General features: G+C 42.1%; 26 protein-coding genes. 15 read left to right on the top strand and 11 right to left on the bottom strand.

Annotated features, from left to right (window positions below):
- Nucleotides 1–63 precede the first annotated feature (63 nt).
- The 7 genes from A4S05_RS41290 (at nt 64) to A4S05_RS02205 (ending at nt 6156) form a co-directional block, all read left to right on the top strand.
- Entirely contained in the window at nt 64–270 is a 207-nt protein-coding gene (locus tag A4S05_RS41290; RefSeq protein WP_069068193.1) for a hypothetical protein, read from the top strand.
- 191 nt (nt 271–461) lie between these two features.
- On the top strand, nt 462–1805 hold the full coding sequence (locus A4S05_RS02230) for an adenylosuccinate synthase (RefSeq protein ID WP_069068192.1): 1344 nt from the start codon (nt 462–464) through the stop codon (nt 1803–1805).
- A 97-nt stretch (nt 1806–1902) separates the two neighbouring features.
- A complete protein-coding gene (locus A4S05_RS02225; protein ID WP_069068191.1) occupies nt 1903–2508 on the top strand; it encodes a 50S ribosomal protein L25/general stress protein Ctc in 606 nt (201 codons plus the stop codon).
- An 84-nt stretch (nt 2509–2592) separates the two neighbouring features.
- Nucleotides 2593–4137 carry a bifunctional aminoglycoside phosphotransferase/ATP-binding protein gene (locus A4S05_RS02220; RefSeq protein ID WP_069068190.1) on the top strand — a complete coding sequence of 515 codons (1545 nt, stop codon included), beginning with the start codon at nt 2593–2595 and terminating at the stop codon, nt 4135–4137.
- A gap of 13 nt (nt 4138–4150) precedes the next feature.
- On the top strand, nt 4151–4657 hold the full coding sequence (locus tag A4S05_RS02215) for a hypothetical protein (RefSeq protein WP_069068189.1): 507 nt from the start codon (nt 4151–4153) through the stop codon (nt 4655–4657).
- 137 nt (nt 4658–4794) lie between these two features.
- Nucleotides 4795–5583, top strand: coding sequence for a YdcF family protein (locus A4S05_RS02210; protein ID WP_069068188.1), 789 nt, complete (start codon nt 4795–4797; stop codon nt 5581–5583).
- 351 nt (nt 5584–5934) lie between these two features.
- Nucleotides 5935–6156: a hypothetical protein gene (locus A4S05_RS02205; protein ID WP_069068187.1), complete on the top strand. Its 222-nt coding sequence runs from the start codon at nt 5935–5937 to the stop codon at nt 6154–6156.
- A 5-nt stretch (nt 6157–6161) separates the two neighbouring features.
- On the opposite strand, the gene A4S05_RS02200 is transcribed toward A4S05_RS02205, so the two are convergent.
- The 4 genes from A4S05_RS02200 to A4S05_RS02180 form a co-directional block, all read right to left on the bottom strand.
- Nucleotides 6162–6383, bottom strand: a complete 222-nt coding sequence (locus A4S05_RS02200; protein WP_069068195.1) for a ferredoxin-thioredoxin reductase variable chain — start codon at nt 6381–6383, stop codon at nt 6162–6164.
- Between the two features lie 562 nt (nt 6384–6945).
- Nucleotides 6946–9714, bottom strand: coding sequence for a tetratricopeptide repeat protein (locus tag A4S05_RS02195; RefSeq protein WP_069068186.1), 2769 nt, complete (start codon nt 9712–9714; stop codon nt 6946–6948).
- 2 nt (nt 9715–9716) lie between these two features.
- Nucleotides 9717–10130 (bottom strand): hypothetical protein, encoded by a 414-nt coding sequence (locus tag A4S05_RS02190; RefSeq protein WP_069068185.1) that lies wholly within the window; start codon nt 10128–10130, stop codon nt 9717–9719.
- Between the two features lie 477 nt (nt 10131–10607).
- The gene (locus A4S05_RS02180) at nt 10608–12593 is read right to left on the bottom strand and encodes a protein phosphatase 2C domain-containing protein (RefSeq protein ID WP_069068183.1); all 1986 of its coding nucleotides are present in this window, start codon (nt 12591–12593) and stop codon (nt 10608–10610) included.
- A 475-nt stretch (nt 12594–13068) separates the two neighbouring features.
- On the opposite strand from A4S05_RS02180, the gene A4S05_RS02175 reads away from it, so the two are divergent.
- From A4S05_RS02175 to A4S05_RS02165, 3 genes are all read left to right on the top strand, one after another.
- Nucleotides 13069–13503 (top strand): NfeD family protein, encoded by a 435-nt coding sequence (locus A4S05_RS02175; protein WP_069068182.1) that lies wholly within the window; start codon nt 13069–13071, stop codon nt 13501–13503.
- 170 nt (nt 13504–13673) lie between these two features.
- A complete protein-coding gene (locus tag A4S05_RS02170; protein WP_069068181.1) occupies nt 13674–14681 on the top strand; it encodes an SPFH domain-containing protein in 1008 nt (335 codons plus the stop codon).
- Between the two features lie 147 nt (nt 14682–14828).
- Complete coding sequence (locus A4S05_RS02165; RefSeq protein WP_069068180.1) at nt 14829–15398, top strand: Uma2 family endonuclease; 570 nt, start codon at nt 14829–14831, stop codon at nt 15396–15398.
- Nucleotides 15399–15420: 22 nt separating this feature from the next.
- Here A4S05_RS02165 and A4S05_RS02160 read toward each other — a convergent pair whose 3' ends face one another.
- On the bottom strand, nt 15421–15663 hold the full coding sequence (locus A4S05_RS02160; protein WP_084226947.1) for a type II toxin-antitoxin system Phd/YefM family antitoxin: 243 nt from the start codon (nt 15661–15663) through the stop codon (nt 15421–15423).
- A gap of 156 nt (nt 15664–15819) precedes the next feature.
- On the bottom strand, nt 15820–16224 hold the full coding sequence (locus tag A4S05_RS02155) for a Fur family transcriptional regulator (protein WP_069068179.1): 405 nt from the start codon (nt 16222–16224) through the stop codon (nt 15820–15822).
- 144 nt (nt 16225–16368) lie between these two features.
- Between A4S05_RS02155 and purS the strand changes: the two genes are divergently transcribed.
- The 3 genes from purS to A4S05_RS02140 all read left to right on the top strand — a co-directional run bounded on the left by purS (nt 16369) and on the right by A4S05_RS02140 (nt 19666).
- Nucleotides 16369–16647, top strand: coding sequence for a phosphoribosylformylglycinamidine synthase subunit PurS (gene purS / locus A4S05_RS02150; protein WP_069068178.1), 279 nt, complete (start codon nt 16369–16371; stop codon nt 16645–16647).
- A 146-nt stretch (nt 16648–16793) separates the two neighbouring features.
- Nucleotides 16794–17471 (top strand): phosphoribosylformylglycinamidine synthase subunit PurQ, encoded by a 678-nt coding sequence (gene purQ / locus A4S05_RS02145; RefSeq protein ID WP_069068177.1) that lies wholly within the window; start codon nt 16794–16796, stop codon nt 17469–17471.
- A gap of 260 nt (nt 17472–17731) precedes the next feature.
- Nucleotides 17732–19666, top strand: coding sequence for a hypothetical protein (locus A4S05_RS02140; RefSeq protein WP_069068176.1), 1935 nt, complete (start codon nt 17732–17734; stop codon nt 19664–19666).
- 2 nt (nt 19667–19668) lie between these two features.
- On the opposite strand, the gene A4S05_RS02135 is transcribed toward A4S05_RS02140, so the two are convergent.
- The 3 genes from A4S05_RS02135 to A4S05_RS02125 all read right to left on the bottom strand — a co-directional run bounded on the left by A4S05_RS02135 (nt 19669) and on the right by A4S05_RS02125 (nt 22291).
- The gene (locus A4S05_RS02135; RefSeq protein ID WP_069068175.1) at nt 19669–20256 is read right to left on the bottom strand and encodes a Uma2 family endonuclease; all 588 of its coding nucleotides are present in this window, start codon (nt 20254–20256) and stop codon (nt 19669–19671) included.
- A gap of 259 nt (nt 20257–20515) precedes the next feature.
- Nucleotides 20516–21160, bottom strand: coding sequence for a pentapeptide repeat-containing protein (locus tag A4S05_RS02130; protein ID WP_256090786.1), 645 nt, complete (start codon nt 21158–21160; stop codon nt 20516–20518).
- A 168-nt stretch (nt 21161–21328) separates the two neighbouring features.
- Nucleotides 21329–22291, bottom strand: coding sequence for an orange carotenoid protein N-terminal domain-containing protein (locus A4S05_RS02125; protein ID WP_069068173.1), 963 nt, complete (start codon nt 22289–22291; stop codon nt 21329–21331).
- Between the two features lie 602 nt (nt 22292–22893).
- Between A4S05_RS02125 and A4S05_RS02120 the strand changes: the two genes are divergently transcribed.
- Both A4S05_RS02120 and A4S05_RS02115 read left to right on the top strand, forming a co-directional pair.
- Nucleotides 22894–23106 carry a high light inducible protein gene (locus tag A4S05_RS02120; protein WP_069068172.1) on the top strand — a complete coding sequence of 71 codons (213 nt, stop codon included), beginning with the start codon at nt 22894–22896 and terminating at the stop codon, nt 23104–23106.
- A 65-nt stretch (nt 23107–23171) separates the two neighbouring features.
- A complete protein-coding gene (locus A4S05_RS02115; RefSeq protein ID WP_069068171.1) occupies nt 23172–23408 on the top strand; it encodes a hypothetical protein in 237 nt (78 codons plus the stop codon).
- Nucleotides 23409–24166: 758 nt separating this feature from the next.
- Here A4S05_RS02115 and trpE read toward each other — a convergent pair.
- Nucleotides 24167–25720, bottom strand: coding sequence for an anthranilate synthase component I (trpE, locus tag A4S05_RS02105; RefSeq protein WP_069068169.1), 1554 nt, complete (start codon nt 25718–25720; stop codon nt 24167–24169).
- Between the two features lie 172 nt (nt 25721–25892).
- Nucleotides 25893–26315: a photosystem I reaction center subunit II PsaD gene (locus A4S05_RS02100; RefSeq protein WP_069068168.1), complete on the bottom strand. Its 423-nt coding sequence runs from the start codon at nt 26313–26315 to the stop codon at nt 25893–25895.
- Between the last annotated feature and the right edge of the window lie 151 nt (nt 26316–26466).

The following is a 26466-nucleotide window of genomic DNA, read 5'->3' as shown; positions in this document are numbered from 1 at the left end:
AATAATCATGAGGCACGAGGCATGAGGAATGCGGAATAAGGCAAGAGGCAGGAGGACAAACGGATGAGGCAGAAGGCAGAAGGCAGAAGGCAGGAGGAAGGAGGCAGAAGGCAGGAGGCAGAAGGCAGAAGGCAGGAGGCAGAAGGCAGGAGGCAGAAGGCAGAAGGCAGAAGGCAGGAGGAAGAAAAAGGTACAAACCTTGCACGCCACTTGCTCATCTTGGCTACGAGCCAAGACCGCAGTGGCTCCCCTTGTGGACAAAAAAATTAAAAACATTCTTTGCGAGATGCGTCGCACGAGAAAAGATGCGTCCTTGTCCAAACTTCTTCTCTTTATGGGAGAGGTTTCCCTCCTGCCTTGCCGCCTTTGGCAGCTTTGATTCAAGGCAATTAGATTGACATGATTCAAACAATATGTTAATAATAATAGTTTGTGGAAACTTTACTTCTTAATATAAGCTCTTGGCTAACGTCATTGTCATAGGTGCCCAATGGGGCGATGAAGGAAAAGGTAAAATAACTGACTTACTCAGCCGTTCCGCAGATGTTGTGGTGCGTTACCAAGGGGGTGTCAATGCTGGACACACGATTGTAGTCAAAGGTCAGACCTTTAAGCTGCACTTGATTCCCTCTGGTATTTTGTATCCAAATACCGATTGCATTATCGGCTGTGGAACAGTAATCGATCCACAGATTTTGATCGCAGAACTCGACCAACTAAAAGAATTAAATATTTCCACTGACCACCTGCTGATATCTGAGACAGCCCACGTAACGATGCCTTATCATCGATTGATTGACCAGGCATCTGAAGAACGACGGGGAAGCTATAAGATCGGCACAACAGGTCGGGGCATTGGGCCGACTTATGCTGACAAATCTGAACGTACAGGCATTCGGGTTTTAGACTTGATGAACCCTGATGGGCTACGTGAGCAGTTAGAGTGGACGATTAATTATAAAAACGTCATTTTAGAAAAGCTTTACAACTTGCCGCCTCTAGATGCACAAGAGGTGATTGAACAGTATTTGGGTTATGCGGAACGCTTGCGACCTTACGTGATTGATACATCGTTAAAGATATCCGATGCGATTCAACGACGGCGCAATATTTTGTTTGAAGGCGCACAAGGCACGCTCCTTGACCTAGATCACGGAACTTATCCTTATGTCACCTCCTCCAACCCTGTGGCGGGGGGGGCTTGCGTTGGTGCAGGGGTAGGGCCGACAATGATTGACCGGGTAATTGGGGTGTCGAAAGCCTATACAACCCGTGTGGGAGAAGGGCCATTTCCCACGGAATTGGATGGAGAGTTGGGAGAATTGTTGTGCGATCGCGGGGCCGAATTTGGCACAACTACCGGACGTAAACGGCGCTGTGGCTGGTTTGATGCTGTTATCGGTCGCTATGCCGTGCGGATTAACGGTATGGATTGTATGGCGCTCACTAAACTAGATGTCCTGGATGAATTAGAGGAAATTCAAGTTTGTGTCGCCTATGACATCGATGGTCAACGCAGTGAACACTTCCCCACCAGTTCTCGTCAATTTGCGAGATGTCGCCCCATTTACAAAACTTTACCAGGCTGGCAAGTGTCAACAACCCACTGCCGCACCCTGGAAGACTTGCCACAGCAAGCGCTAGACTATCTAAAATTCTTAGCCGAATTGATGGAAGTCCCGATTGCGATCGTCTCCCTAGGAGCAAGCCGCGATCAAACCATAATCGTAGAAGACCCCATCCACGGGCCTAAACGCGCTTTATTGCACCCCGATGGCACACCTGCTACCTTACTAAGTGCGTAAATTGGTCATTAGTCATTAGTCATTGGTCATTAGCAAATGACAAATGACAACTGACAAATGACAAATGACAACTGACAAATGACAAAGGACAACTTCTATGGCTATTACAGTCGAATCTCAAAAACGTCCAGAAGGCAGCAAGCCAAGAGCTTTGCGCCGTGCTGGACTAATACCTGCCAATTTGTATGGTCATAAGGGTACAGAATCTATTTCTTTGACCATTGAGGCCAAAACTGTTGAGCGTTTGCTCAAAAGAGCTTCCGTTAACAACACCTTGATTGAGTTGAATATTGCTGATGCACCTTGGCGCGGTAAAACCTTGCTGCGGGAACTTCAGATCCATCCAGCAAAAGGTACACCTTATCACCTCAGCTTTTTCGCGGTTGCTGGCCACGGCGACACAACTGTAGAAGTTCGGTTGCGTTTTGTGGGAAATGCTGTTGGTGTTAAACAAGAGGGTGGTGTGTTAGACACCGTAATCACTGAATTGCAAGTTAGTTGTGCGCCAGAAAATATCCCAGATGTAATCGAAATCGACGTCTCTAACCTGCAAATTGGAGACAGCTTGAGTATTAGTGATATACCCTTTCCTGAAGGTGTAACACCTCTAGCTGAACTAGAGCGGCTTGTTGTGAGCGTTTTGCCACCACAAATTAGCGCTGAAGATGCTGGTACTGAAACTGAAACTGAAACAGCTTCTTAAGCTAAGTAAACTGTGTAATAATTTTTGATGTCACCAGGGGGATAACTCCTGGTTTTTTTGTATTTGAACCGCAGAGGAATAAAAATGACAGAAGCAACTCTTCCAGTCCTAATTCAGCAAATGTTGCAGCCTGGATTTTATCCCCATACGGTAACAGAACCCATTGAACTAATTCAAACTCACGTTTCTTATGTGCTGTTAACTGGGGATTACGCTTATAAGCTGAAAAAACCTGTGAATTTTGGTTTTTTGGACTTTTCCACCTTAGATAAGCGGCAGCATTTTTGTCAGGAAGAGTTGCGGTTAAATCAGCGGGGTGCTGGTGAACTGTATTTAGAAGTTTTGCCCATAACTTTGGTAGGGGAGCAATATCAACTAGGGGGAACAGCCGAAGCTGTAGAATACGTGCTGAAGATGCGCCAGTTTCCTCAAGAGTCACTATTGAGTACACTTTTTGAACAGGGTAAGTTAAATGAGACACACCTAGAAGAGTTGGGACGGGTGGTGGCTCAATACCATGCCGAAGCACAGACGAATGATTATATTCGCACTTTTGGTGAAATAGCAAATGTCCGGGCTGCTTTTGATGAGAATTATCAGCAAACTGAGAACTATATTGGTGGCCCCCAGACTCAGGCGCAATTTACAGAAACAAAGCAATATACAGATAACTTTTTTGCAGAACGTCCAGAATTATTTACTAGCAGAATTCACAACGATTACATTCGTGAATGTCACGGGGATTTACACCTGAGAAATATTGCCCGGTGGCACGATAAAATCTTGCTGTTCGATTGCATTGAGTTTAATGAGCCGTTTCGCTTTGTCGATGTAATGTACGATGTGGCGTTTACGGTGATGGATTTGGAAGCACGGCAGCGCAAAGACTTGGGTAATGCGTTTTTGAATGCTTATATAGAGCAAACTGGAGACTGGGAAGGCTTACAGGTATTGCCTTTGTATTTAAGTCGTCAGGCTTATGTCCGGGCAAAGGTAACTTCATTTTTGCTAGATGATCCAAGCGTACCTGCGACAGTCAAGGAAGAAGCAACAAAAACCGCTAGTGAATATTACAAACAGGCTTGGGATTACACAAAACCAAAGCTGGGACAACTGATTTTGATGTCGGGGTTGTCGGGTTCTGGTAAAAGTACTACAGCAAAGTATTTAGCCCGTGAGTTAGGAGCAATTCAGCTTCGTTCAGATGCAGTGCGGAAACATTTAGGGGGAATTCCGCTGTGGGAACGGGGTGGCGATGATTTGTATACACCACAGATGACCGAAAAAACTTACACAAGGCTATTGGAATTGGGAATTATACTGGCTAAACAAGGTTTTTCGGTGATTTTGGATGCCAAGTATGATAAACAGCATTTACGGCAAGATGCGATCGCTCAAGCTACAAAACACCAACTTCCCATTCAGATTATCCAATGCACAGCACCCCTTGAAGTTCTAAAAGAGCGTTTGAACAATCGCACTGGTGATATCGCTGACGCTACCGCCGATTTATTAGCTTCACAAATCAAACAAGCTGAATCTTTCACGGCAGAAGAAGAACCTTACGTAAAGATTTTGGATACAACTCAATCACAACAGGCACAATTGAAAGCAGTAATTTCTCAATAGTTTTTTTGACTCTATGGCAGACAAAAAGAACGATTTTTTCGCTATTTCTCCCAGTTTCTTTTCTCAACTGTTATTTGGGGCATTTTTAACATTTATATTAATCATGACCGGCTCCGCACCAGCCCTGAGCATCTTCTTAGGTATCTTAGGCGGTTTCATCTTAAGCTGGATCACAAATGTAACTAGTAATAGCCCCCAAGCCCCAGCTGTAGCCTCCTCTGATGGTGTGGATACAGGACTGAAATACTGGTTATTTTTCATGCTTGGTTTTGTATATTTGGGGTATCCCGCACCCATGAGTATCTTGCTAGGTGGAATAGGCGCTTTAGCTGGAGGCTGGATTACTGCTTGGTGGGGAAGTAAGGAAGAAATTAGAACTCAGTTGCCAGTTGAAGAATCAGAAGTGGTTGAAGTTGAACCAACAAACGAGAGGATCAACAAACGGCAAACAAGAAGAACCGGCCGCCGTTATCGTCGCCCTCCTGGAAATAGTTTCAATTTCAGGTTTTGGGAAAGGTAGTATATTTGGGAATTGGGAATTGGGCATGGGGCATTGGGCATTGGGAATTGGGCAATAATCAATATTTCTTCTTCCCCTACTCTCTCATCTCTTATTCCCCATGCCCTATACCCCATTCCCCATTCCCCAATAATAATATGTTTTTATATCTCTCCAAATTACTGCCACTATTTTTTTATCCATTAGGACTAGCTTGCGTAAGTTTGGTAGTAGCATTAGTTACTTTGTGGAAACGACCTCGGACTGCGGCGATCGCAATTGCTTTTGCCCTAAGTTTATTGCTATTTTGCAGTAATGCTTGGATCGCTAAATCATTAGTGCGATCGCTAGAATGGCAAAATCTTCCAAGTCAAATACCGAATGCAGAAGCAATTGTGGTTTTGGGTGGCGCAACTAAATCAGCTTTTCCTCCAAGACCTACCGTCGATTTGAGTGAATCTGGCGATCGCGTCATTTATGCTGCACAACTGTATCGCCAAAAAAAAGCGCCTATAATCATTCTGAGCGGAGGCCGCATTGATTGGCGGGGAAGCGGTTCATCAGAATCGGCAGATATGGCAACAATACTTACGTCTATTGGCATTCCATCTGAGGCAATTGTTCAGGAACCTGACTCTCTCAATACTTATCAAAATGCAGTGAATGTCCGCAAAATTTTGGAGTCTCGTGGCATCAGCCAGGTATTATTAGTTACTTCTGCAATGCACATGCCGCGATCGCTTCAGATTTTCCAGCGTCAAGGAATCAATGCTATTCCTGCACCGACTGACTTTCTGGTTAGTGAGGGTGAACTGCAAGAACTTGGTGGCACTCCCAAAGCCGCTATACTGAATTTATTACCTGATACCGACAACCTGCACCAATTTACCACCGCTTTAAAAGAGTACATTGGTTCTTTAGTTTATCGCTTACGCGGTTGGCTTTAATCAAGTTATGAGTTATGAGTTATTAATTATAAGTTATGATACCAATTCTGTATGAAGATGCACATCATAATATCCCCCTGTAGTCTCCCCGATGCATTGGGCTACGGTGTACACACAAGTCGAATTACCCCCCTTAATCCCCCCTTGCAAAGGGGGGAAATATCCGGTTCTCCCCCTTTAATATCCGGTTCTCCCCCTTTGCAAGGGGGAGTTAGAGGGGGTGAATTATATGCAGCTTCACAAAGAAACGGTATGAGTTATGAGTTATAAGTTATGAGTTATTAATTATAAAATGCGGTAATTGCCTGAATTCCAAACTCTTAATGACAAATGACAAACTAAATTAATTTTATGTCTAAAAATTTACCTTATATTATGCCATCCCCTCAACCCCAAGTTGAGGAAGCTTTTGCTGCTTATCAAACAACCCATCATTTCTACCGCGAAGTTCGGTCACGGTCAGAGTTTCAGCGTTATTGTGAATGGTATTATACAACAGCAGAAGAGAACCGCCAAGAGCTTAAAAGAATGCGCGGCGAACTGAATATTTTTCAGTGGTTTCGCCGCCGATGAGTCATTTAGATGACTTCTAACTCATTTTCACGTAAATGGGCTTTAAACTTTTTACTAAACTGGACTACAACAGGGAAATTAGCGCTTACGGGTCTGCCTTGCCATTGGGTGGCAATACCTATTACTTCGCCTTCTGTACCTTTGATGTCAAAAGCCTGATTCCGATGCTCAGGATGATGATACACTACTACCGAATCTTTAACGCGGACGCGATCGCCAACTTTCATAACAACATTTACACCTAGCATTTTCTTTTCCACAAGTATCTGCTACAAAATATATGATTAAATCGCTTTAAATTTGATTTAATCAGCTATTTCTTGACGCTTCATCGGGGTGCGACGGTGCATTTAACCCTCTGCGCCCAGGCACGTATTAGCAATCCGTGCGTACTTTATTTAGTTTTTTGCCGCGTTAATATCTATCGCCCTTACCCCCTATATTTACCCCAGAAGTAGGGAAATGAAAGGAAATAAGCCGATCTCAGATGTGCTTAGTACTGTGACAAGATATCTAACCCTTTTATCTTCACTCCAGGATGTTCCCCAGGTCAACTCTCTCAACAATTTTCGTACATAGCTGAGGCGTTGTGATTGCGATCGCTCCTTTGTATGCGATAGACTTTGACCTCTCTCCAAGCCTCTCTCCTAAAAGGTTTAACTTTTTGGTTAATTTTATAGCAGGGTTGGCTGCTTATACTTAATTTGTCTAAAAAACAATCTCTTGACATTTGCCCAAAAGACTTACCTGCTTAACCTCCTGCTATTTTTTAGCCCCGTCGAATTCACGTTAATGCAATTTCAGCTTTTTCTCCAGCACTGCTTTTACTTCCTGGGCAGAGGTATTTTCAGGAAATACCCATAGCAAATCCTTCAAATCTTGAATGGCATCTCGAATCTGGGTTTGCAAAGCTGTCTGCTCAAGTGCAGTCTGATATAACTCTTGGGCGGTTGAGAGATTGCCTGCAACGAGGTGATAGAGTGCTAAGTTGAAGATGTTTTGGCAATTGTCGGGTTTTTCGGTGTATTTTTGCTGGGCGATTTGGATGGCAATGTTTAAATCAGCTTCGGCGGACTCGGCTTGTTGGAGGGCGAGGTAGATAAAGGAACGAAGGTATCGATACCAATCATCTTTGGGGTCAAGTTCAATAGCGCGGTTGAAATCTTGCAGCGCTTCTTGGTAGCGTTCCATCAAGCCATAGGTCAACCCTCGATGTGCGATCGCCCAATCATCTTTAGGCTTAAGTTCAATGGCGCGATCATAGTTTTGCAGGGCTTCCTCATAGCGTTCCATGAAGCGATAAGTAGTGCCTCGATCTGCGATCGCCCAATCATCTTTAGGGTTAAGTTCAATGGCGCGGTTGATATCTTGCAGCGCTTCCTCATAACGTTCCATCAAGCGGTAGGTTATGCCTCGACCTACTATCGCCTCAACATATCGGCGGTTAAGTTCAATGGCGCGATCATAGTTTTGCAAAGCTTGATCATACTGCTCCGTCGAATAGTAGCCTTGGGCGCAACGAAAGAAAACTTGAGAACTAATTAGATGTGGATGGGTGTCAATTCTACGTTGAGCAAGAGACTGTCTTAACAAGTCATGTATTAAGCGATAGCGACCACCAACACGCTGGAGCAATAGCCGTTCTGTAGCATAGTTGAGAAAACGAGCATAGTCCCAAGGAATCGAGTGAGTGAAATACAAAGATAAACGCACTAGAAAATGATTGATGCAGACATCTCCCCCTTCCAACCCAATCCATAGTAGCAGAGCTATGGACAAGGAAGTTAACGCAATGTAATCAAGGGAAGACGCTGAACGTTGTGCAAGACAGACTATCAAGGTATGCAAAGGCACAAATATTAACGTGATCGGGATTGCATTTTGCCACAAGTTCCTAATTCCTTGATTTGGCACTGATAGAGTTTTAATTTTGAAGCGCCACTGTTCAAAGTCGAAGCCCCATGTTGGAATGGTTAATTCATTCAATTTATGAATTAGTATCCTAATTTGAGTAGGGACTAATATAGTCTTCCAAGACGACAGCTTACGTAATATTTTTTGTCGTTTGAGACTTGAGAATGAGATTTGGATGCTTCCCACAACTGATTCTATCTGTGGCAAATTTTTTAAGACATCTATTCCATCCTTCAAGCCATACAAGGAGCCAATCCCGAATCCGAACAAAAGACGAAAGGTTGTCTTCATCCAAAGTGGAGGAATTAATCTAAAGAGTTGTCCCCAAAAACTTACAGCAACGATTAGCCCCCAAGCAATTCCAGCACCGATTAGTCCCCAACAAATTACGGCAAAAAAAGTAAATAGCCACTTTTGAAGGGGTGTTGACAGCCATGTTGTTCCAATTTGCTCAATCAAAAACTCGGTTTCTGACTCTTGCAAAAGCTCTAAGGCCAGAATTTCCAGCCATTTCTGACTCTGTTCGGGGCTAGGAATCTTTCCCTGACGATAGGCGCGGCTAGGGGTATCCTGTGTCAGCATCCGTCGCACATAGGCATCTAACAGTAAATTTAAGCGATCGCCTGCCGAAGTCGCCCGCCGCCACTGGGTTGGATCTAGCTCCTTATAAGCAAGTACCGCCATTGACAGCAACAACGGTCTGCGAATCAGCGCCAGGAAATTCTCATCTGCTACCAAGCTTTCTTTGAGTTCATCTCGGTTCGTCTCTGCCAAAAAAGTCTCGATCTGTTCATCCGTCAAGTCTTGGAGATAAACGGCTCCATCAAGTTCCAGCTTTTGAGTATAAGTGTTATACTGCTCGCGCCGACAGCACAACGCTACCTGCCTCGGACGCAAATCTGATTTTAACCACTGGTTAATTGCCTGCACACAATCCTGCTGATACTCTGGGCGTACCTCATCGAGTCCATCTAGCAAGGGTATTAACCTTTTTTCCTCTAGCCATTGGTTAATTTGGTGTGGCAAAAAACCGTATCTCTCTCGCACCTTGCCAGCCAGCCAATTGGCAATCGACCAGACAGGCGCTTTTTCAGGAAGAGACTCAGAGAGATTTCTCTTGGAAAAGCCTGGTAATCTAGATGTACCGTGACTCCGCCTAGAATTTGATTGAGATACAGTCGGTTGCCAATCAGAAAGATCGACTACAACGGGAATGCGCTGCTGCGGATCATTTTCTGCTTTTTCCACGAGTTCTAGAGCTAAGTCCAGCAAGCTCGTTGTTTTACCCGCTCCCGGTTCACCCAAAATCAGCAACCGCTCTCCACATTGGTCAAATACCTGCTTAATCGTCGTTTCTGGTGACAATAGCTGACTTGGTTGAGCGATCGCCACTTTCACCTCCATACCCCAAGGACGACGCACCTGCTGCGGCTGCGTCTCCTTCTGCAAATTCAGCCTGACGGCATGGTGCAGTTGTCCCTCAAGTCTTAATTGAACCCATTTCCTAACTTCTGCCAGCAAATTCTGTTCGGCATTAGGGCGCACTGTCTCCTGTGGCTTGAGCAGTACATTGCCATTCACCTGCTCAATATTGAATTGGTCGCGTCCCCGGTTGCCATAGCCGCGCTTACCACGTTTTCCCATGCCTATGAACCACCAATTTTGGGATTACCTTCAATTTTTTCAATATTGATTTGGTCGCGCCCATAGTTTTTATAGTCTCGATTGGAGGTGGTTTGATTTTGAATATTAATAATTTGCTGCGCTACCTGCCGTAACTCTGTCGCAAACACAGCATCATCGACCATCGCATCATCCAAGTACACTTCCAGCTTGTTCAGCGCTGCTGGGGAATGGTCAGTTTCTACTGCTGCGATCGCCGCTTCTGCTTTTACATTTCCTTTAAACTTAGCAGTGATTTTATTTCGTAGCTCCTTTGCCAAGGAAATTGCCCCGCCCACAGTCTTCTTTGCCACTTCCCCAGCCCCCGACTTAGCAAACTCCTGAAATGCGAGGTTGAGAATTGCCCCTGCTGCGATCGTAGTTAGTGGATCAGTCATCTCAATTCCTCAAAGTCACCACTTTTCCATTATCCTACGGACTACGTGGTGTCTATCAGATTTTCAGTAAAATCATGAACATTTTACAATGGACTTAAAAAGTCTCTAATTGCGAAGATATCAATTATCTATGAGTCGTTCCTTTTGAATGAAGGTCAAGTTGCAAACTAGCTTCTAGACTGTTACAAGATGTGATGTAGGGTTATTTGTGGTGCGATCGCTAACTTATCTAGACTCAATAGCGATCGCAATTTTATTGTCCATCATCCTAAATATAAAAGCCGTTCTGGCAAACATTGCAACGTTTCTCTCAAACATTGCAACATTCATAAGCAATATTTTAATGTTTCTCATTAACATTGCAATATTCCTTATCGATACTGCAACCTTTTTCTCAAACATTACAATATTCCTTATCAATACTGTAATATTTCTCATCAACATTACAATATTTCGGTATAATCTATTCCCTAATCTCTATTTTTCAGTTGGACACACTTGCTGCAAACTTTGGGGAAGTTGCCGACACATCTGCTGGAATCCTTGAGGATTGACTTGCCACCAAGTAAATAATCCCACACTTGTACCCACCACAAGCAACGCCAAAACTCCCCCCAGCGTTACCAAACGTTTGCCTAAATTAGGTTTTGTAATTAAAGTTGGTGGAATTTCTGGGTTAAGAATTGGTTCCTCTACAAGATCCAACTCTAGATCCAAATCTAGCAAAGTTTGCGAACTTTCTGTAAAGGAAATTAATTCTTCCTGTTCCTCTTCTTCCTCTAATTGCTCTGGTTCTTCTTGTATTTCTGCTTCTATAATCTCTTCTGGCAACGCCGGAGTCACAGGTACTAAATATTCTGGAGAAACACGACAATAAGTCAAAACAACCGACGTATTATCACGCCCATTTTTTTCGTTTGCCAAGTCAATCCAGTTGCGGACAGCATCTTCAACTGTCATTTGCCCTGCTAACACAGGTATTGCATAATCCTGCCAAGATTGTTCCACCCAATTATTATCACTCAAACCATCAGAACACAGTAGCAAAATGCCATCTTCTTCAACAATGAATCGCTGAACCTTGAGACGCAAAGATTCTGAATCTCTTGTTCCCAATGCTTGAGTTAAAGCACTAGCATCTTGTCTTAAAAGCGCCTTTCTATACAAGCTTTTAGCAAAGCGTACTTCTCGCGTTGCTACATCATCATCTACAGTGAGTAGCTGGCAATAATTGCGAGTAATCCAATAGGCACGGCTATCGCCAACATTAGCCAAGTAAAGTTCATGGGTATTATTTGATTGCCACCCAGTACTTGTTTGCACTCGTTGGGGAACTTGCAACGCCATAACAATAGTTGTAGCCATGCGTTCTCTACCTTGGCGTTTTTGCTCATTATTACGGGCACAAATCAGATTATTTACCACCCGCAAGCTTGCTTCTAATTGTTCTTGCAACAACTCAGGTGGTACAAGTGCAGTTTGTTCTGTAATCTCTTTTAGTAAAACGCGAATTTGCAACTTTACAGACTGCACTGCCAACTGACTAGCAACCTCGCCGCCTTCATGTCCACCAATGCCATCACAAACAATCGATAAGTGGTGCAATAAAGGTTCATCTAAATCAATCAAAGTATTGGGATAGCAAGCGTCTTCATTTTGCGCCATAATTGGGCCAATATCTGTAGACCCTGCCACCTTCAAAACTAATGGCAATTCTGCCGCAGATGCTAGTAGTAAATTATTGAGTTGAATATTAATAGTCTCTACATCAACTTCAGTTTCACACATCTGCTGGACGATGTTCTGTAACCCCTTGGCTACTGATGTTTTTGCAGAAGCTACCCAAAACTGCCAACATTCTCCCAGATTTTGTAAACTCAGTTTCGCATTTGCTGGTGTTGGGTAAAGTTCTAACAATCGTACACACCAACCTTGGACTCTCAAGTTGTCTACTACCAATAAACTTTGGCTAAGTCCCAATTCTGATAGAGGTGTCCAAAGTTGGAGAATTTGCCACAGCCAATAAACTTGTCGTACCGCCGTTGCTTGTTCCCATGCTTCAACAATAGTTGGATAAATATTTCCTGTTTTATCTATCGGTACATTTTCCAATAAGAAGATATCAGTTGTATTTTCCTCATAACAGGCAAAACCATAAGCCTGGGGGAGATGCAACCGCTCTTGATATAACTGTAAATAAGGAATTACTTGCGTTGGCAATTCTTCAGGAACATCTGGTGGTAGTCCCGGTTGAGTATCCAGCCAAATCTGAGAACTAATTACCTCATATCTGTCTGCTACCTTTGTGCCTGGTGGGATTTGAGCAGATGATGAGCCAGTTGCCCAAAGATAACGGTGAACTAAAGGAGTTTGGCAACTGGCACAAACGCTATCTCCCATCGGATTAATGGGACTCTTACAGCGTGGATTTATACAAAAAATTATCAGTTGAGTCGAAATCATAAAACAGGAGTCAGAATTCAGGAGTCAGAATTCAGAATTTAGAATTTAGAATACTCTACCCAAAAAGGGATAAAGTTTGGGAATGGTAATATCTAATACTTATTTTGCCTACAAAGAGCAAGGTTTTAAACCAATATTCAGACGCGACGCTTGAATACTCGCTCTAAGCGAAGCATCCCGAAGGGTATACGCTACGCTATCAACCAGTCTACAGAATTTATACTAAATACTGAATTCTGAGTTCTGAATTCTGAATTCTGAATTCTTCTTCATACATGAACTTCGGTTAACTTTAGCTGGCAATGACTTGAAGGCTAGAATAGACTGGATTTGTGTACTGCTAGCTACACCTTGTTACTGAATTAATCAAAATTATTGGTATAAATACCAAGTTTTGTTTGTTGTAAATAACTTAGTCTGGCTGTATCTAATCGTAAAAATGCATTTACGTCAATGTAGACATTAGGATGGCGCTATGCCAAGTTTTACCTTAATCTGGCTTCTGGCAGGAGGAGTTCTGTGTTTAACAGAACTATTTTTACCATCGGCGTTTGTCGCTTTCATGATGGGAATTAGCGCTTTGGTGGTGGCGCTGCTGTCTGGAGTGGGTTTGGGAAATGTATGGTTGCAAGTTTTAGTTTGGCTATTACTTTCCACATTATTAATTGTGCTTTCTCGTCGGTTTTTGCAACCACGACGACGCCAGTCGAAAATTCAGGATGCAGTTATAGCCGAAACCTTAACAGAAATCCCACCTGGTAAAACAGGGCGGGTACTGTATGAGGGAAATTCCTGGCAAGCACGATGCGACGATGACAAATTTACCATAGCACCCCATCAAAGAGTTTATGTAGTGAGGAGAGAAGGCACTACTTTAATTGTGATACCAGAAAATTTATTGAGTCATTAGTTATTGGGAATGGGGCATTGGGCATTGGGCATTGGGCATGGGGAAGAAATTAATCTCTACTTCCTCATCTCTCCCACTCCTAACTCTTAACTCCTAACTCCCCACTTCCCACTTCCCACTTCTTTTACTTTTGAGTTACATTTGATACTTAAAAAATCAGGAGATTTACAATGGAACAGTTCTTTTTACTAGTCTTTTTAGCCCTTGGTGGTTCTGCTGTAGCGGGTTCTGTAAAAGTCATCAATCAGGGTAATGAAGCTTTGGTGGAAAGATTGGGTAGCTATAACAAAAAGCTGGAACCAGGAATGAATTTTTTAATTCCTTTTTTAGATAAAATCGTTTACAGAGAAACCATTCGGGAAAAAGTCTTAGATATTCCTCCCCAAAAATGCATCACCCGCGACAACGTTGGGATTGAGGTAGATGCAGTGTTTTATTGGCGGATTGTGGATATGGAAAAAGCCTGGTATAAGGTAGAGAATCTCCAATCGGCAATGGTAAACATGGTGCTGACTCAAATTCGCTCTGAGATGGGACAACTAGAGTTGGATGAAACTTTTACTGCTCGTTCCCAAATCAATGAACTGTTGTTAAGAGATTTAGATATTGCCACTGATCCTTGGGGTGTGAAAGTGACGCGGGTAGAACTGCGAGATATTGTTCCATCGCAAGCGGTGCGGGAATCGATGGAATTGCAAATGTCGGCAGAACGACGCAAACGGGCAGCCATTTTAAATTCTGAGGGTGAACGCGAAGCTGCTGTCAATAGTGCTAGAGGTAAAGCGGAGGCGCAAATATTGGATGCAGAAGCTCGGCAAAAATCAACAGTTCTGCAAGCGGAAGCTGAACAAAAGGCGATCGTTTTGAAAGCTCAAGCGGAACGTCAGCAGCAAGTTTTAAAAGCACAAGCGATCGCAGAATCATCAGAAATTATTGCCCAAAAGCTCCAGACAAATCCCAATGCTAATAAAGCAGTGGAAGTTCTATTTGCCTTGGGCTATCTGGATATGGGTGCAACAATTGGTAGAAGCGATAGCAGCAAAGTCTTATTTATAGATCCGCGTACTATCCCTGCTGCTTTTGAGGGTATGCGCTCAGTTATATCAAATGGTCAAGTTGACTCTAACGAGTTGTTTTCTAAACAAATCCCAGGATTAGAACATAACCGCCCTAGTTAAAAATGGGGAGTGGGGAGTGGAGAGGACAAAGGGACAAGGTTAAAGGGAAAAGGATAAAGAAACAAACCCCTTCCCCTTTACCCTTTACCCTTTTTCATAATCCCCATGCCCAATGATAAAATAATCAAGCTTTGATAGTTTTAAATTATGACCTTATCTATTGAGCCAACTACAGCATTAAGTGTAGAAGAGTTTTTAAAACTACCAGAAACTAAGCCAGCAAGCGAGTATTTTAACGGGCAAATCTACCAAAAACCTATGCCGCAAGGAAAACATAGTACCTTACAAAGCAGTTTAGTCACAGGTATTAATGAGATTGGTAAACCGAAAAAAAGTGCTTATGCTTTTCCTGAATTACGCTGTACATTTCAAGGTCATTCAATAGTACCAGATATTGCTGTGTTTGAATGGCAAAGAATTCCCCTTGATGCAAAAGGCAGAATTACAAATAAATTTGAAATTCCCCCAGATTGGATAATCGAAATTCTCTCACCAGAACAATCAGCCAACCGAGTTATCCGCAAAATTACATTTTCTATTCAAAATGGAGCAAAGCTAGGTTGGTTACTCGATGCTGATGATGAGTCAATCATGATTTTTGAACCCAATAAATTACCAGAATTAAAAGAACAGCAAGATATCTTACCCGTTTTGAGTGTTTTGGAAAATTGGCAATTAACAGTCGCAGACGTATTTAGTTGGTTAAGTTTTGTTTGAACAAAGCAACAATAAGCTGACGCTAATGCACTTCTGAATTGTTTGTACGTGCATTTATGACAGTTGCACTTAATGACTCACCCTTAATCGCAAGGGAATCACGAAATTGCTTCATACTTGCTAATTGTTCTTCTTTTTGTAGCGGAGGAACTAAACGAGCAACAGCTTTATCTTGCTCTAGCAAAATTACTTCTTCTCCCTTAGCTACTAGTTCCAAAAGAGATTTTAAATTCATAGCTGCTTCTTCAACGCTAATTCTCAACACTCCATTACTCCTGTAATTAAGCTTGAAGATCAAATTAAATACACCATTTATTTATGAAAATTCACATCATGAGCCTGCCTAAGCAGGCTTTTTCTGATGGTCACTGGCTCTAGTCTGTGAGAAAATTAAGCGCAACCTCACATAAAATCGGTATGACTATTGACTAATCTCAGTAGCTTGGTTTACTTGGCATTGGCTGCACAACCCAAAAAACTCCAGGGTGTGGTAAAAAACTTTAAACTTATGGCTGGATTCTAACTGGTTTTCTAAGTCATGAACGGGGCATTGATTAATTGGAATTGAGACACCGCATTGCAAACAAGTAAGATGGTGTTTGTCTTGCTGGGCTAGGCTGTAAAGGGCTTCACCATTAGCCAAATTCCGCACTTGTACCATGCCTTCGAGTTTTAAGGCTTCTAGGGAACGGTAAACTGTCGCTAAACCCATGCTCTGATTAGTGTTGCGTAATTCTACGTAAATATCCTGGGCGGAAATGCCTTTTTTGATGGTTTTCAGTAGATTGAAAATACGCTCTTGACTGCGGGTGCGTATGGCTCTCATAGACAATTATTTAAATATGCCACTGTAGTTGAAGCTGTTAGATGGGCTAATTGATCAATTAACTTTAACCGCTTCGTAATCTTATTTTCACTCAGTTGGAGCAGAAAGTTATAGTATAGCGATCGCAGCATTCAGAAAAAGCCCGTGCAAACCAAGTATCTAGCCAAAATTTTCGTGACCCTTCGTCCTTCAGTCTTAGACCCCGCTGGTGTGGCTGTACAATCCGGTCTTAAGCAACTGGGATACGAGAACGTTGACCAGGTGCGGATTGGCAAGTACATTGAACTCACCATCACCTCAAGTGATGAAAAGAAAGCACGTCAAGACCTTGATAGCATTTGTGACCAAATGTTATCAAATCCTGTAATTGAAAATTACCGCTTTGATTTGATTGAAGTGGAAACTCAAACTGGGGTCTTTTAGGGCATGGGGCATTGGGCATGGGGCATGGGGCATGGGGCATTGAGCATGGTTATTCTCCTTGTCCCCTTGTCCCCTCATCTCCCCCTGCCTCCCCTGCTTCCCCTGTTCCCCTACCCCTAATCCCTGCTCCCATTGACAAATGACAAATGACTAAATTCGGTGTTATTGTTTTCCCCGGTTCTAATTGCGATCGCGATGTTGCTTATGTAACTAGAGATTTGCTTTTACAACCCACTCGCATGGTTTGGCATCAAGAAACAGATATTGCTGATTTGGATGTCGTGATTATCCCTGGTGGCTTTAGTTACGGGGATTATTTGCGTTGTGGTGCGATCGCCCGGTTTTCGCCCGTGATGCAGCAGGTTATTGAACACGCCCAAAAGGGTAAGTTTGTCCTCGGTATTTGCAATGGTTTTCAGGTATTAACTGAAGCTGGACTTTTGCCAGGGGTGTTAACCAGAAATCGTGATTTGCATTTTATCTGCGATCGCGTCCCTTTGAAAGTTGAGCGTACTAATCTCTCATGGACTCAATCTTATACCACTGGTGAAGTTATTACTTTGCCCATTGCCCACGGAGAGGGGCGATTCTATGCCGATGAAGCCACTCTCGCAGAAATTGAAGATAACGGGCAAGTTTTGTTTCGTTATGAAGGGGAGAATCCCAACGGTTCGCTGAACAATATTGCCGGGATTTGCGATCGTCGGGGCAATGTGTTGGGGATGATGCCGCACCCAGAAAGGGCGTCAGACGCAATGCTGGGGGGTAATGATGGCTTGAGGTTGTTCCAAGGCTTGCTAGAGAAGGTGGCGGCGTTGGCTTAAAGTTGATGTTCGCGCCTCTGATAGCAAACAAAGGGCGTTGCATATTTGCAGAATGATTTTGATAATTTTGTGGGATGGGCGTTTTGCCTGTCCCTTAAATTTATAATTTAGATTTTCATACTAATACTTTTCTACATCTGGTATTTCTAAACTTAGTAAAGTATCTACAATTACTATACTATCCAAACTGACTTGATAAATTGCTAGTTACACGAACAAAATAAGGCATAGCAAATTTATCCAAGCAGGTAGATTATCTGATGACTATTCCAGAGTCAATTAAACAATTCATTAAATGGATACAAGGTTTTGACCATCATATTTTACAAAATGAAGATGATATAAAAGAAAAGTTTATTTTTCCAATGTTTAAGCATCTCTGTTATCCAGAGAAATGTCATCGTGAATACCCTTTGGCAAAAAATAAATCAGGAAACTATGATATTAATTATGATAATGCTGAGATTTATTTTACAACAGATGATGCTAAGGATCAAAATACAGATACATCACTTATTTTTATTAAAGTAATAGAACCAGATAAAACTAAATTAAATGATGCTATTGAAAAAGCTAGATTTTATAGTAACAATTTCAACCCACTATTTTTTGTTGTCACTAATGGATACATAATAAATGTTTTTAAACGTCTACATTACTATAAGGAAGAATTGGTATTTGATATAAATATAGATGCACTTAAAAATAATGATATCGCCTCAGACTTTTATAATAAACTAAATTTTAATTTGGTTAAAAATATTGATAAAAATACAGCAGATTTTTTAATAAATACTAAATCTAACTTAATAGAAAAGTTTCTCGGATGCCATCCAGATTTACAGGATGTTTTAGAAAAATGTGATTTTGAGCCTTGCATAATGCGAGAAGGCTATCGCTTAGTTGTTGTAAAACCAAAAGTAGCGATCGCATGCAATTTACCCAAAGCTTTTGCAGAAGGTAATTGTGAAATACAATTCAGCAGTATTCTTTTTAGAGGTTTAAAAATTAACTTAAATCATCAAGAGATTTTAGGTCAATTAATGACTGGATTGTACACTCAGGTAGATTGGGAATGTCGTCGGTTTTTGAAACAGTTAGATAAAAATAATTTTAAAGTAATTTTAGGTCAAACAACAGTTATTTTGTCGAAATTAGAAGTAGCAGACTTATGTTTGTGTGTTGATGAAGTTTGTCAAGAATATAAAAACTCAATAATAAAATTTGAAAATGCTTTAGAAACATGGAACTTTGAATTCGTAAAATTTTCAGAAAGTCGAGGTTTTATCCTTTTTTCTGTAAGACAAGAATTATGGGATTTAATGCAGCAGTTTGCTAATGAATTTGATTATACAAAAGGCAAGTCAAAATGGCATCTATTCCATAGAGAAGGTATATTAATTCGAGTGAGCCGAGGAATTCGCGACCATACATTTATCTTCCCAAAATTAGATAGAGACTTATCTTTATTGTCTAATAATCAAATTAATATAATTTACGAGCTAAATAATATTAATTTTCAATCGATTGAAACAGGTAAATTAACTTTATGGCAGCAAGATATAGGGGTACGGGGAACCTGGACAGCTAGATATACCAAAAAGTGGTTATTAGAGAAATATATTCCAAAAGTTATTAATTATTACTCAGATAAGTCTCAACTATCTGAAGCTGAATTGCTAGCAAAAATAACAAATTACACAAGCAATCGTATGCTGATTCAAGAAGTTGATAATATCATAAATTTAGCACCTTATCTTCGCGACATACAATCTTGGCTACATTTATATGTGGAAAATATTGCTGCTTCGCTCTTGAAACCATATTACCAAGCCTATACAAATTTGGTGCGTAATACGGATTCTTCCATAACAGGCATAGACTATATTATCGGAAATTTGCGTAAAGTTGAGTGGAAAAATACGCAAGAAGAAAATTATAGCAATTTCAAAGATTGGAAAAACTTGACTTTTAAATATGCTATAGATTGCTTAGATGAACAAGTAGCAAGAATAAATAATACTGAATACGAGAATAGTTTTAATGCAGATTTTATAACTCGAATATTTATTTGGATTATAGAAAATGGGAAAATCTCTTTTTCACAAGCTCAATTAAATGCTGCTAAAGAGGCTCTGCTACCACTTTGGGAACAAAGTCGCTTTGAAATGCGCCATGTGTATCCTAACCGATAAAGCTACATAATCTGCTGTAAATTTAACACAAATCCAGGTAGTACATTTTCTCCTGATAAAATAGCAGGATTGTCTAATACCTCTACATCTTTACCTGGACGATAAATTTCTACTCGCTTGTTTTTCCTATCAATTAACCAGCCTAATTGAGCGCCATTTTCGATATATTCTTGCATTTTCTCTTGCAATTCTTTCAAAGAATCAGTGCGAGAACGCAACTCTACTACAAAATCAGGACAAATCGGGGCAAATTTTTCTTGTTGTTCTGGGGTTAAAGCATTCCAACACTCAATTTTTACCCAAGAAGCATCAGGAGAACGTTCTGCACCATTGGGCAGGGTAAAACCAGTTGAAGAGTCAAAAACTTCGCCTAAATTACTCTCAGAATTCCAAATATCTAATTGAGTACTAATTTTAACATTACGTCTACCAGTATCACTACCTGTAGGTGGCATAATTAATATTTCCCCTGACGCTGTACGCTCAAATCGATAATCGCGGTTTTTCTGACACATTTGGAAAAATTGCTCATCAGTCAAGTCAATTTTCAATTTGAGTGTAGAAGGGAAAGTGGTTGTAGTGGCGTTCATAGGCTATTTTGAGCATCTTACTTTCTAGTGTAGGGTGCGATCGCTGCCATGAGATGATGGAGTGCGATGTCTACGACGGGCTACGCCTACGCACTTTACCTATTAAATAAATTTGTTTGCCCATTCGGTGCAGCTTTACCGAGATATATTTGCTTATTGCAATAAAGAATTCGAGACATTCATTAGTAAAAAAATTTGAAACTGCCTTGAAAAAGACTGATTTTTAAATTTTGGATTTTTAATGAGATAGCAGCAACGCTCAACCTGCTTTGATTAAGCTTCCTTCAGTTAGGGTAACTCCGTTAAATAAGCAGTGGTGCAAATCGACCTCGGTCAGGTCTACTTCCGTGAAATCAACATCACTTAGATCAGTTTTGTACAAAATAGCTTTGGCAAGACTGCTATGACTCAGGTCTGTATTGCTCAAATTTGCCCCAGTCAGGTTTGCACCACTGAGATTTGCCCCAGCCAAGTTCGCACCACTAAGGTTGGTATAACGCAAGTCTGCTCCAGCCAAGTTTGCACCACTGAGATCAGCATCATGCAAATCTGCTAAACGCAAGTCTGCTTTCACAAGGCTTCCCTTATGCAAATCTACCTGACTGAGAGTTGCCCGTATCAAGTTAGCAGCCTTGAGATTAGCCAAAATCAGATTTGCTCCACTGAAGTCGGTTCTCCAAAGAGCCGCCGCAGTCAAATTTGCTTCGATCAGGTTTGCTCCGCGCAGGTTGGCATGTGATAAAGTCGCGTTAGCCAAGTTAGCTCGAACCAAATTGATTCCAGCTAAACACACCTCGCTGAGGTTAACTAAGTGCAGGCTTACTTGAGTGAAATTTCTCTCTCCTGCACAATAACGTTTGAGAAGTTCATCAGCATCCATACAGCCCGCCTCCCAAATCTCCATTTCTCACCGGAAAATTACAGTATCCAATTGATTTTGAATTTTGGATTCTTCTTCAACAACGATCGCACACAGGACGAATATGCCAAAAAAGCCGTTATCAGTTTGTTTTGCTTAAGCGTGGCAAGATGCCTCACTAATCCACGCTTAAGCAGCGACTAATCTAGCGCTCTATTTACGTACTAGGTTGAGCAGTTCTTTAGGAGAAGCAAGCAAGTCAATCGCTACAAAGAATATTTTGCCTTGGGGATCTAGCAAAAACCGCCATGCAATATTCATCCCCACACTAGCACCGAACCAAGGGGTTTGGACTTTACCGGTGATTTTAAGTTGGGTGTAGCCATCTTCCACTGGCTCAGATACACCGCGCTCTGGGATCATCTTCAATCCCTGGCATTCTTCACGCATGTAAGCCCGGATTGCCTCTTGACCAACAATCGGTCTTTCAAAGGGAGGTTGCAAAGCACCTTCAGAGGTAAACAGAGAAACCGCAGCATCAAAGTCATTGGCATTCATGTTGTTGATGTAGCCCAACACCGTCGGATTGTCTACGCCCTCAATGGTGACTTTAGTCCGAAACGCTGGTGCAGTAGGAGGAGCTACCGGTTCTGAAACTTTTTTGTAACTGCCAGGAGCGTTCGGGTCGAATCCCATGCTAATTACGGTATTGCGTAGGATTGTGATTTGTTGACCAGAATCAGCATTGCGGATTGCTTGCAACACGTCAGCAGCTTTAGGAGAAAGCTTGTAGCCTTCTGGGATAGGAGCAACGATTCCCTGGGCCATCCATTCTCCTAACTGATACCAGAAGCCCAACTTGATATTCACGGTGAAAGATGCATAGGAACGGCAGAGGGGAGTATCAGCACGGTTAGCCAAATCGTACATGACTTGCGTTTGAGCCTCAAAAGGCATCTGCTTAATTTGTTCGAGTAAGCCTTGTGCGAGGATCATGTTGGCTGCTCCAGGAGCCGCAACTGTAATACTTCTACCCATCTCGGTATAGGCAAACCAGAGTAATGCTAGTTGATCTTCAGCATTCAGCTTAGAGAAGGATTCAACAACGGTTGGAACAACATCAGCAACTAGGGTTCCGGGAAAAATACTTTGAGCCGACTGGATGGTAAAAGACATAGCAGAAATTCCAAAAAGAAAATTACAGTTCTATCGAATGTGAAAAATCAAATGTGCAAAGCACAGAGGAGAAATACGTTTAGCTGTTAACAAAGGCACTTAGCTGTTTTTGCCTCACCTGCGATAGCTTGCTTCCCCGTAGGATTACAAGCCTCACAACCCGTCGTAGATATTGCTAGGCATAGCAATTCTGTTGCCGTTGAGTTTGGATACTCGGCAAAGCAAATTGCAAGCTCAACTGTATAGTTATTTAGAAAGCCTTGATTAACAGTGGTTTAACGCATTGAATTTGATTTTGTATCTTTATGTAAAGAAACATAACAAGTTCGTTACAAATAAGCAATACTTTCTCAGCCATACATTGATAACTTCTGTTTATATGACCGATAAGTTTTATTAAACATAACTAGTACCGTTGTGTGTATTCAATTTTAAGAGCGTAGACGTAGCCGACCATAGACATCGCCTACTTCTCGCACAAATCCGAATACCCTACTTACTTAGTACGGTTCTTACTACTTTTTTCAGTGTGTCAAGTAGTTGCAAAAAATATTTACAATAGTTATTGTTTGTTTACAGAAAACAAAAATAAGGAGTAAAAGATGACAAGTAAAGGTTTTACCATTAATGAACGTGGGCAACTCAACAGATTTGCGATTGAACCCAAGGTTTATGTTGATGAAACCCCACGGACAGGCTTCACCGAATATGCCGAAAAACTCAATGGTCGTTTGGCAATGATTGGTTTTGTCTCACTCATAGCTTTGGAAGTGATCACCGGACACGGTTTGATTGGATGGCTAACCAACCTTTAGAGAAGAAACCTTGAGATTTACGAATTTTCTTCAGTTGACAAATAAAACAATTTAGAGGCAAGCTTATGAAAACTGATTTTGATTATCCCAAAAAAGATTTGATTGGGCCCGTTGTTTTTAGACCTGATTTCAACAACTTTGAGACTATCAATGCAAATCAAGCCTGGTCATTATTTTTCACCGCCGGTCAAGACGACAAGGGATTGGGACAAGAAGTTGAATTTGGCAGATTTTTCACTAACCTTTTAGCTGCCATTGGAGTAACTGGAATTCTTTGGGCGATTTACTTCAGCCAATTATGATGAGCAAGTTTGTTGATTTCTAGTCAGTGGTAACTTCAATGGAGGTCTTGGATTTGGATACCAGGACTTCTTTTCAGTTTTCAATAGGTCTAAAAAACTCCGTTTAGCTTTGGAAAAAGTTTGATGTTGATTGGATTTATAAAGCTTCCCAATTTGTCACGGTATTGCGGATACGTGGGTTTAGAAGTAGCACAAATTGTTTCCAAATATCTTGCAGTTCAAAGTAAAACCTATGTAATTCAAAATAGAAGGATATTGATATATCAACTTTTAAAATCTGGTCTGGATTCTCATACAGCAGATCGAACAATTTCTGTACTGATATCAAGTCCGGTTTTACAATTAACCAACAAAAATCAGTGTGCGATTAACTTTACGCGAAAGTAACTTTGAAGGAGGCAGGAGGCAGGAGGTTTTACCTCAGTTGGGGATTCAAACCTCTCCTGAAAAAGAGCCACCAAATTGAAAATTTGGAGTTCTTGTCTTAAACCCTTGCTCTCTATGTTTGTGGCAGGAAACAGATAGCGCAGCGGTAGCTCAGGAGAGGAGCGTCGGGCAATTATCCTCCTGCCTCCTGCCCTCTGCCTCCTGCTTTCCTCGATAAAAGGGATTGAGGATTAGGGCAGAGGTGACAGGTAACAGGGAATAATCTGTACCCTATTCCCTATTCCCTATTTCCTATTCCCTATTCCCTATTCCCTATTCCCTATTCCCTATTCCCTATTCCCTATTCCCTATTCCCTATTCCCTTCTTCAATTCAACGCAAACAACGAATCGCCTCTAATAGACCTCTAGCTTTATTCAGCGTCTCTTCGTATTCTTTCTCTGGCTCAGAATCAGCCACCAAGCCTGCGCCGGCTTGTACACTGACCGTATTATCATGCACTACCATTGTGCGAATTGCGATCGCAGTATTTAATTGTCCTTCAAAATCGTAATATCCATACACACCGGAATAAACACCCCGACGACTAGACTCTAATTCGTGGATAATCTCCATCGCCCTAATTTTGGGTGCGCCGCTTACCGTACCGGCTGGGAAGGAAGCTTTCAGTAAATCCCATGCTGTTTTACCAAGTGCTAATTTACCCACAACATTGCTGACAATGTGCATCACATGGGAGTAGCGCTCAACTACCATTAATTCATCAACTTTGACGCTACCACTTTCACAAACACGCCCCAAATCATTCCGCCCTAAATCCACAAGCATCACATGTTCGGCAATTTCCTTGGGGTCTTGGAGTAAATCTTGAGCATAGGCTGCATCTTCCTGAGTAGTTTTACCCCGTGGACGTGTCCCAGCAATTGGCCGTACCGTTGCTATCACTCCACCATCTGCATCGGTTTCGGCTTTCACCATCACTTCCGGACTAGAACCGATAATTTGCCAATCTTGGAAGTTAAAGTAAGCCATGTAAGGCGAAGGATTTACCTGACGTAGGGAACGATAAAGAGCAAAAGGGTCGCCTGTGTATGTTGTTGATAGTCGCTGAGAAATTACTACTTGGAAAATATCACCTGCTTTAATGTAATCTTTCGCCTTTTCAACACTGGCACAAAAATCAGGGCGGGTAAAATTACTCTTATACTCCTCTGTCCCTCGGTCACTGAGCGTAGCCGAAGTGCTGCTCCCCTGCTCCTCTGCTCCTCTACTCCCTGGCGGATTCCATTCCAATCTAGTTTTTTCCGGCGATAGTGGTAGAGATAGCTTTTCGAGCATTTGGGTGACGCGATCGCTAGCTTGTTGATATGCTGCTTTTAAATCTACATTCGGGTCACGTAAATCAGCGTAAGCGATCGCCCAAATTTTCCGCTTCACCTGGTCAAAAATCAATAGGTGGTCTACCTGCATCCACAATCCATCAGGTATATTTCGCTCATCTGGTGGATAAATTGGTACACGCGGCTCAATCCAGTGAATCAATTCATAGCCCCAAAACCCAAACAAACCGCCAATTCCTGGCGGTAGCTGCGGTAATTTTACTGGGTGATAAGGTGCTAAACATTCAGCTAAAGCTGTAAAAGGGTCGCCAGCAAAAACGACCTGTGAACCATCGCGGTTTTTCTGAGTCGTGCGATCGCCTCTTGCTTCCAAAACCCATACCGGATCGCACCCCACTAAACTATAGCGTCCTAGTTTTTCCCCACCTTCTATGGATTCCAACAAAAAGCTATAAGGCTGACCCGCACAAACTTTATACCAAGCAGATACGGGCGTATCTAAATCCGCCACCCATTCTTGATACACGGGAACAAAGTTACCTTGTAGAGCTAGCTGAGAAAATTCGGAGAAATCGGGGAATACCATAAATACTTAAGGGATTGGGCATGGGGAATGGGGCATGGGACATTGGGCATGGGGAATGGGGCATGGGGCATGGGGCATGGGGCATTGGGAAGAATTTTGTTTATAATTCCCAGTCCCCAGTCCCCAGTCCCCAATCCCTAGTCCCCAGTCCCCAGTCCCAAATCCCTAGTCCCTATACGTCGTGGGTAGCTTTACCACTAAACTTGAGTTGTGATGGATTGGGGTTTTGCCCAATGCTGCGTGGGACATAACGCACTTTTTCACGACCTTCATTTACTTTTTCGGGGAAGACACCATCAGCTGGGTGAAGTAAGGTAGTTTCTCCGTTGGGTAAAATCCGGTAAACTTTGTAGTCTGTGATTTTGAGTTTGCGAAGTTGCTGACCGCCCAAAAAGATGCCATATTCTTTACGAGCTATATACAGCAGGTTTTCACCTTTCCGCATAACAGCAGCACCACCTGTAGGCAATTCAAATACTTGCTCTTTCGGGCTAGTCCAAGTGATAGCGTACTTTTCTTCAACTTGTGCTTTGTTTAGCAAGCCACCAGTGCTGCCAGCAAATAGCGGGGTTTGTCCAGAGAGTGTTTCTGCCATAAAGTCGATTCTCTCAACGTTTTTAGGGAATCCTAACACTGCAACCAGGATCATATTGCGATCGCGTCATAGACTGTAACAGTTTTTAGTCATTAGTCATTAGTCATTAGTCCTTTGTTAAAAACCAATGCCCAATGCCCAATGCCCCAGT

This window comes from Nostoc sp. KVJ20, from assembly GCF_001712795.1.
In the GTDB taxonomy this organism is placed as follows: domain Bacteria; phylum Cyanobacteriota; class Cyanobacteriia; order Cyanobacteriales; family Nostocaceae; genus Nostoc.
Note: the sequence above shows the minus strand (reverse complement) of the source record. Positions and strands in the feature narration are given on the sequence as shown.

Excerpts from the sequence above, each read along its gene's own strand:
- A4S05_RS41290 (WP_069068193.1), top strand. The coding sequence starts at position 64 with ATGAGGCAGAAGGCAGAAGGCAGAAGGCAGGAGGAAGGAGGCAGAAGG.
- A4S05_RS02225 (WP_069068191.1), top strand. The coding sequence starts at position 1,903 with ATGGCTATTACAGTCGAATCTCAAAAACGTCCAGAAGGCAGCAAGCCA.
- A4S05_RS02220 (WP_069068190.1), top strand. The coding sequence starts at position 2,593 with ATGACAGAAGCAACTCTTCCAGTCCTAATTCAGCAAATGTTGCAGCCT.
- A4S05_RS02215 (WP_069068189.1), top strand. The coding sequence starts at position 4,151 with ATGGCAGACAAAAAGAACGATTTTTTCGCTATTTCTCCCAGTTTCTTT.
- A4S05_RS02210 (WP_069068188.1), top strand. The coding sequence starts at position 4,795 with ATGTTTTTATATCTCTCCAAATTACTGCCACTATTTTTTTATCCATTA.
- A4S05_RS02205 (WP_069068187.1), top strand. The coding sequence starts at position 5,935 with ATGTCTAAAAATTTACCTTATATTATGCCATCCCCTCAACCCCAAGTT.
- A4S05_RS02200 (WP_069068195.1), bottom strand. The coding sequence starts at position 6,383 with ATGAAAGTTGGCGATCGCGTCCGCGTTAAAGATTCGGTAGTAGTGTAT.
- A4S05_RS02195 (WP_069068186.1), bottom strand. The coding sequence starts at position 9,714 with ATGGGAAAACGTGGTAAGCGCGGCTATGGCAACCGGGGACGCGACCAA.
- A4S05_RS02190 (WP_069068185.1), bottom strand. The coding sequence starts at position 10,130 with ATGACTGATCCACTAACTACGATCGCAGCAGGGGCAATTCTCAACCTC.
- A4S05_RS02180 (WP_069068183.1), bottom strand. The coding sequence starts at position 12,593 with ATGATTTCGACTCAACTGATAATTTTTTGTATAAATCCACGCTGTAAG.
- A4S05_RS02175 (WP_069068182.1), top strand. The coding sequence starts at position 13,069 with ATGCCAAGTTTTACCTTAATCTGGCTTCTGGCAGGAGGAGTTCTGTGT.
- A4S05_RS02170 (WP_069068181.1), top strand. The coding sequence starts at position 13,674 with ATGGAACAGTTCTTTTTACTAGTCTTTTTAGCCCTTGGTGGTTCTGCT.
- A4S05_RS02165 (WP_069068180.1), top strand. The coding sequence starts at position 14,829 with ATGACCTTATCTATTGAGCCAACTACAGCATTAAGTGTAGAAGAGTTT.
- A4S05_RS02155 (WP_069068179.1), bottom strand. The coding sequence starts at position 16,224 with ATGAGAGCCATACGCACCCGCAGTCAAGAGCGTATTTTCAATCTACTG.
- purQ (WP_069068177.1), top strand. The coding sequence starts at position 16,794 with ATGACTAAATTCGGTGTTATTGTTTTCCCCGGTTCTAATTGCGATCGC.
- A4S05_RS02140 (WP_069068176.1), top strand. The coding sequence starts at position 17,732 with ATGACTATTCCAGAGTCAATTAAACAATTCATTAAATGGATACAAGGT.
- A4S05_RS02135 (WP_069068175.1), bottom strand. The coding sequence starts at position 20,256 with ATGAACGCCACTACAACCACTTTCCCTTCTACACTCAAATTGAAAATT.
- A4S05_RS02130 (WP_256090786.1), bottom strand. The coding sequence starts at position 21,160 with ATGGAGATTTGGGAGGCGGGCTGTATGGATGCTGATGAACTTCTCAAA.
- A4S05_RS02125 (WP_069068173.1), bottom strand. The coding sequence starts at position 22,291 with ATGTCTTTTACCATCCAGTCGGCTCAAAGTATTTTTCCCGGAACCCTA.
- A4S05_RS02120 (WP_069068172.1), top strand. The coding sequence starts at position 22,894 with ATGACAAGTAAAGGTTTTACCATTAATGAACGTGGGCAACTCAACAGA.
- A4S05_RS02115 (WP_069068171.1), top strand. The coding sequence starts at position 23,172 with ATGAAAACTGATTTTGATTATCCCAAAAAAGATTTGATTGGGCCCGTT.
- trpE (WP_069068169.1), bottom strand. The coding sequence starts at position 25,720 with ATGGTATTCCCCGATTTCTCCGAATTTTCTCAGCTAGCTCTACAAGGT.
- A4S05_RS02100 (WP_069068168.1), bottom strand. The coding sequence starts at position 26,315 with ATGGCAGAAACACTCTCTGGACAAACCCCGCTATTTGCTGGCAGCACT.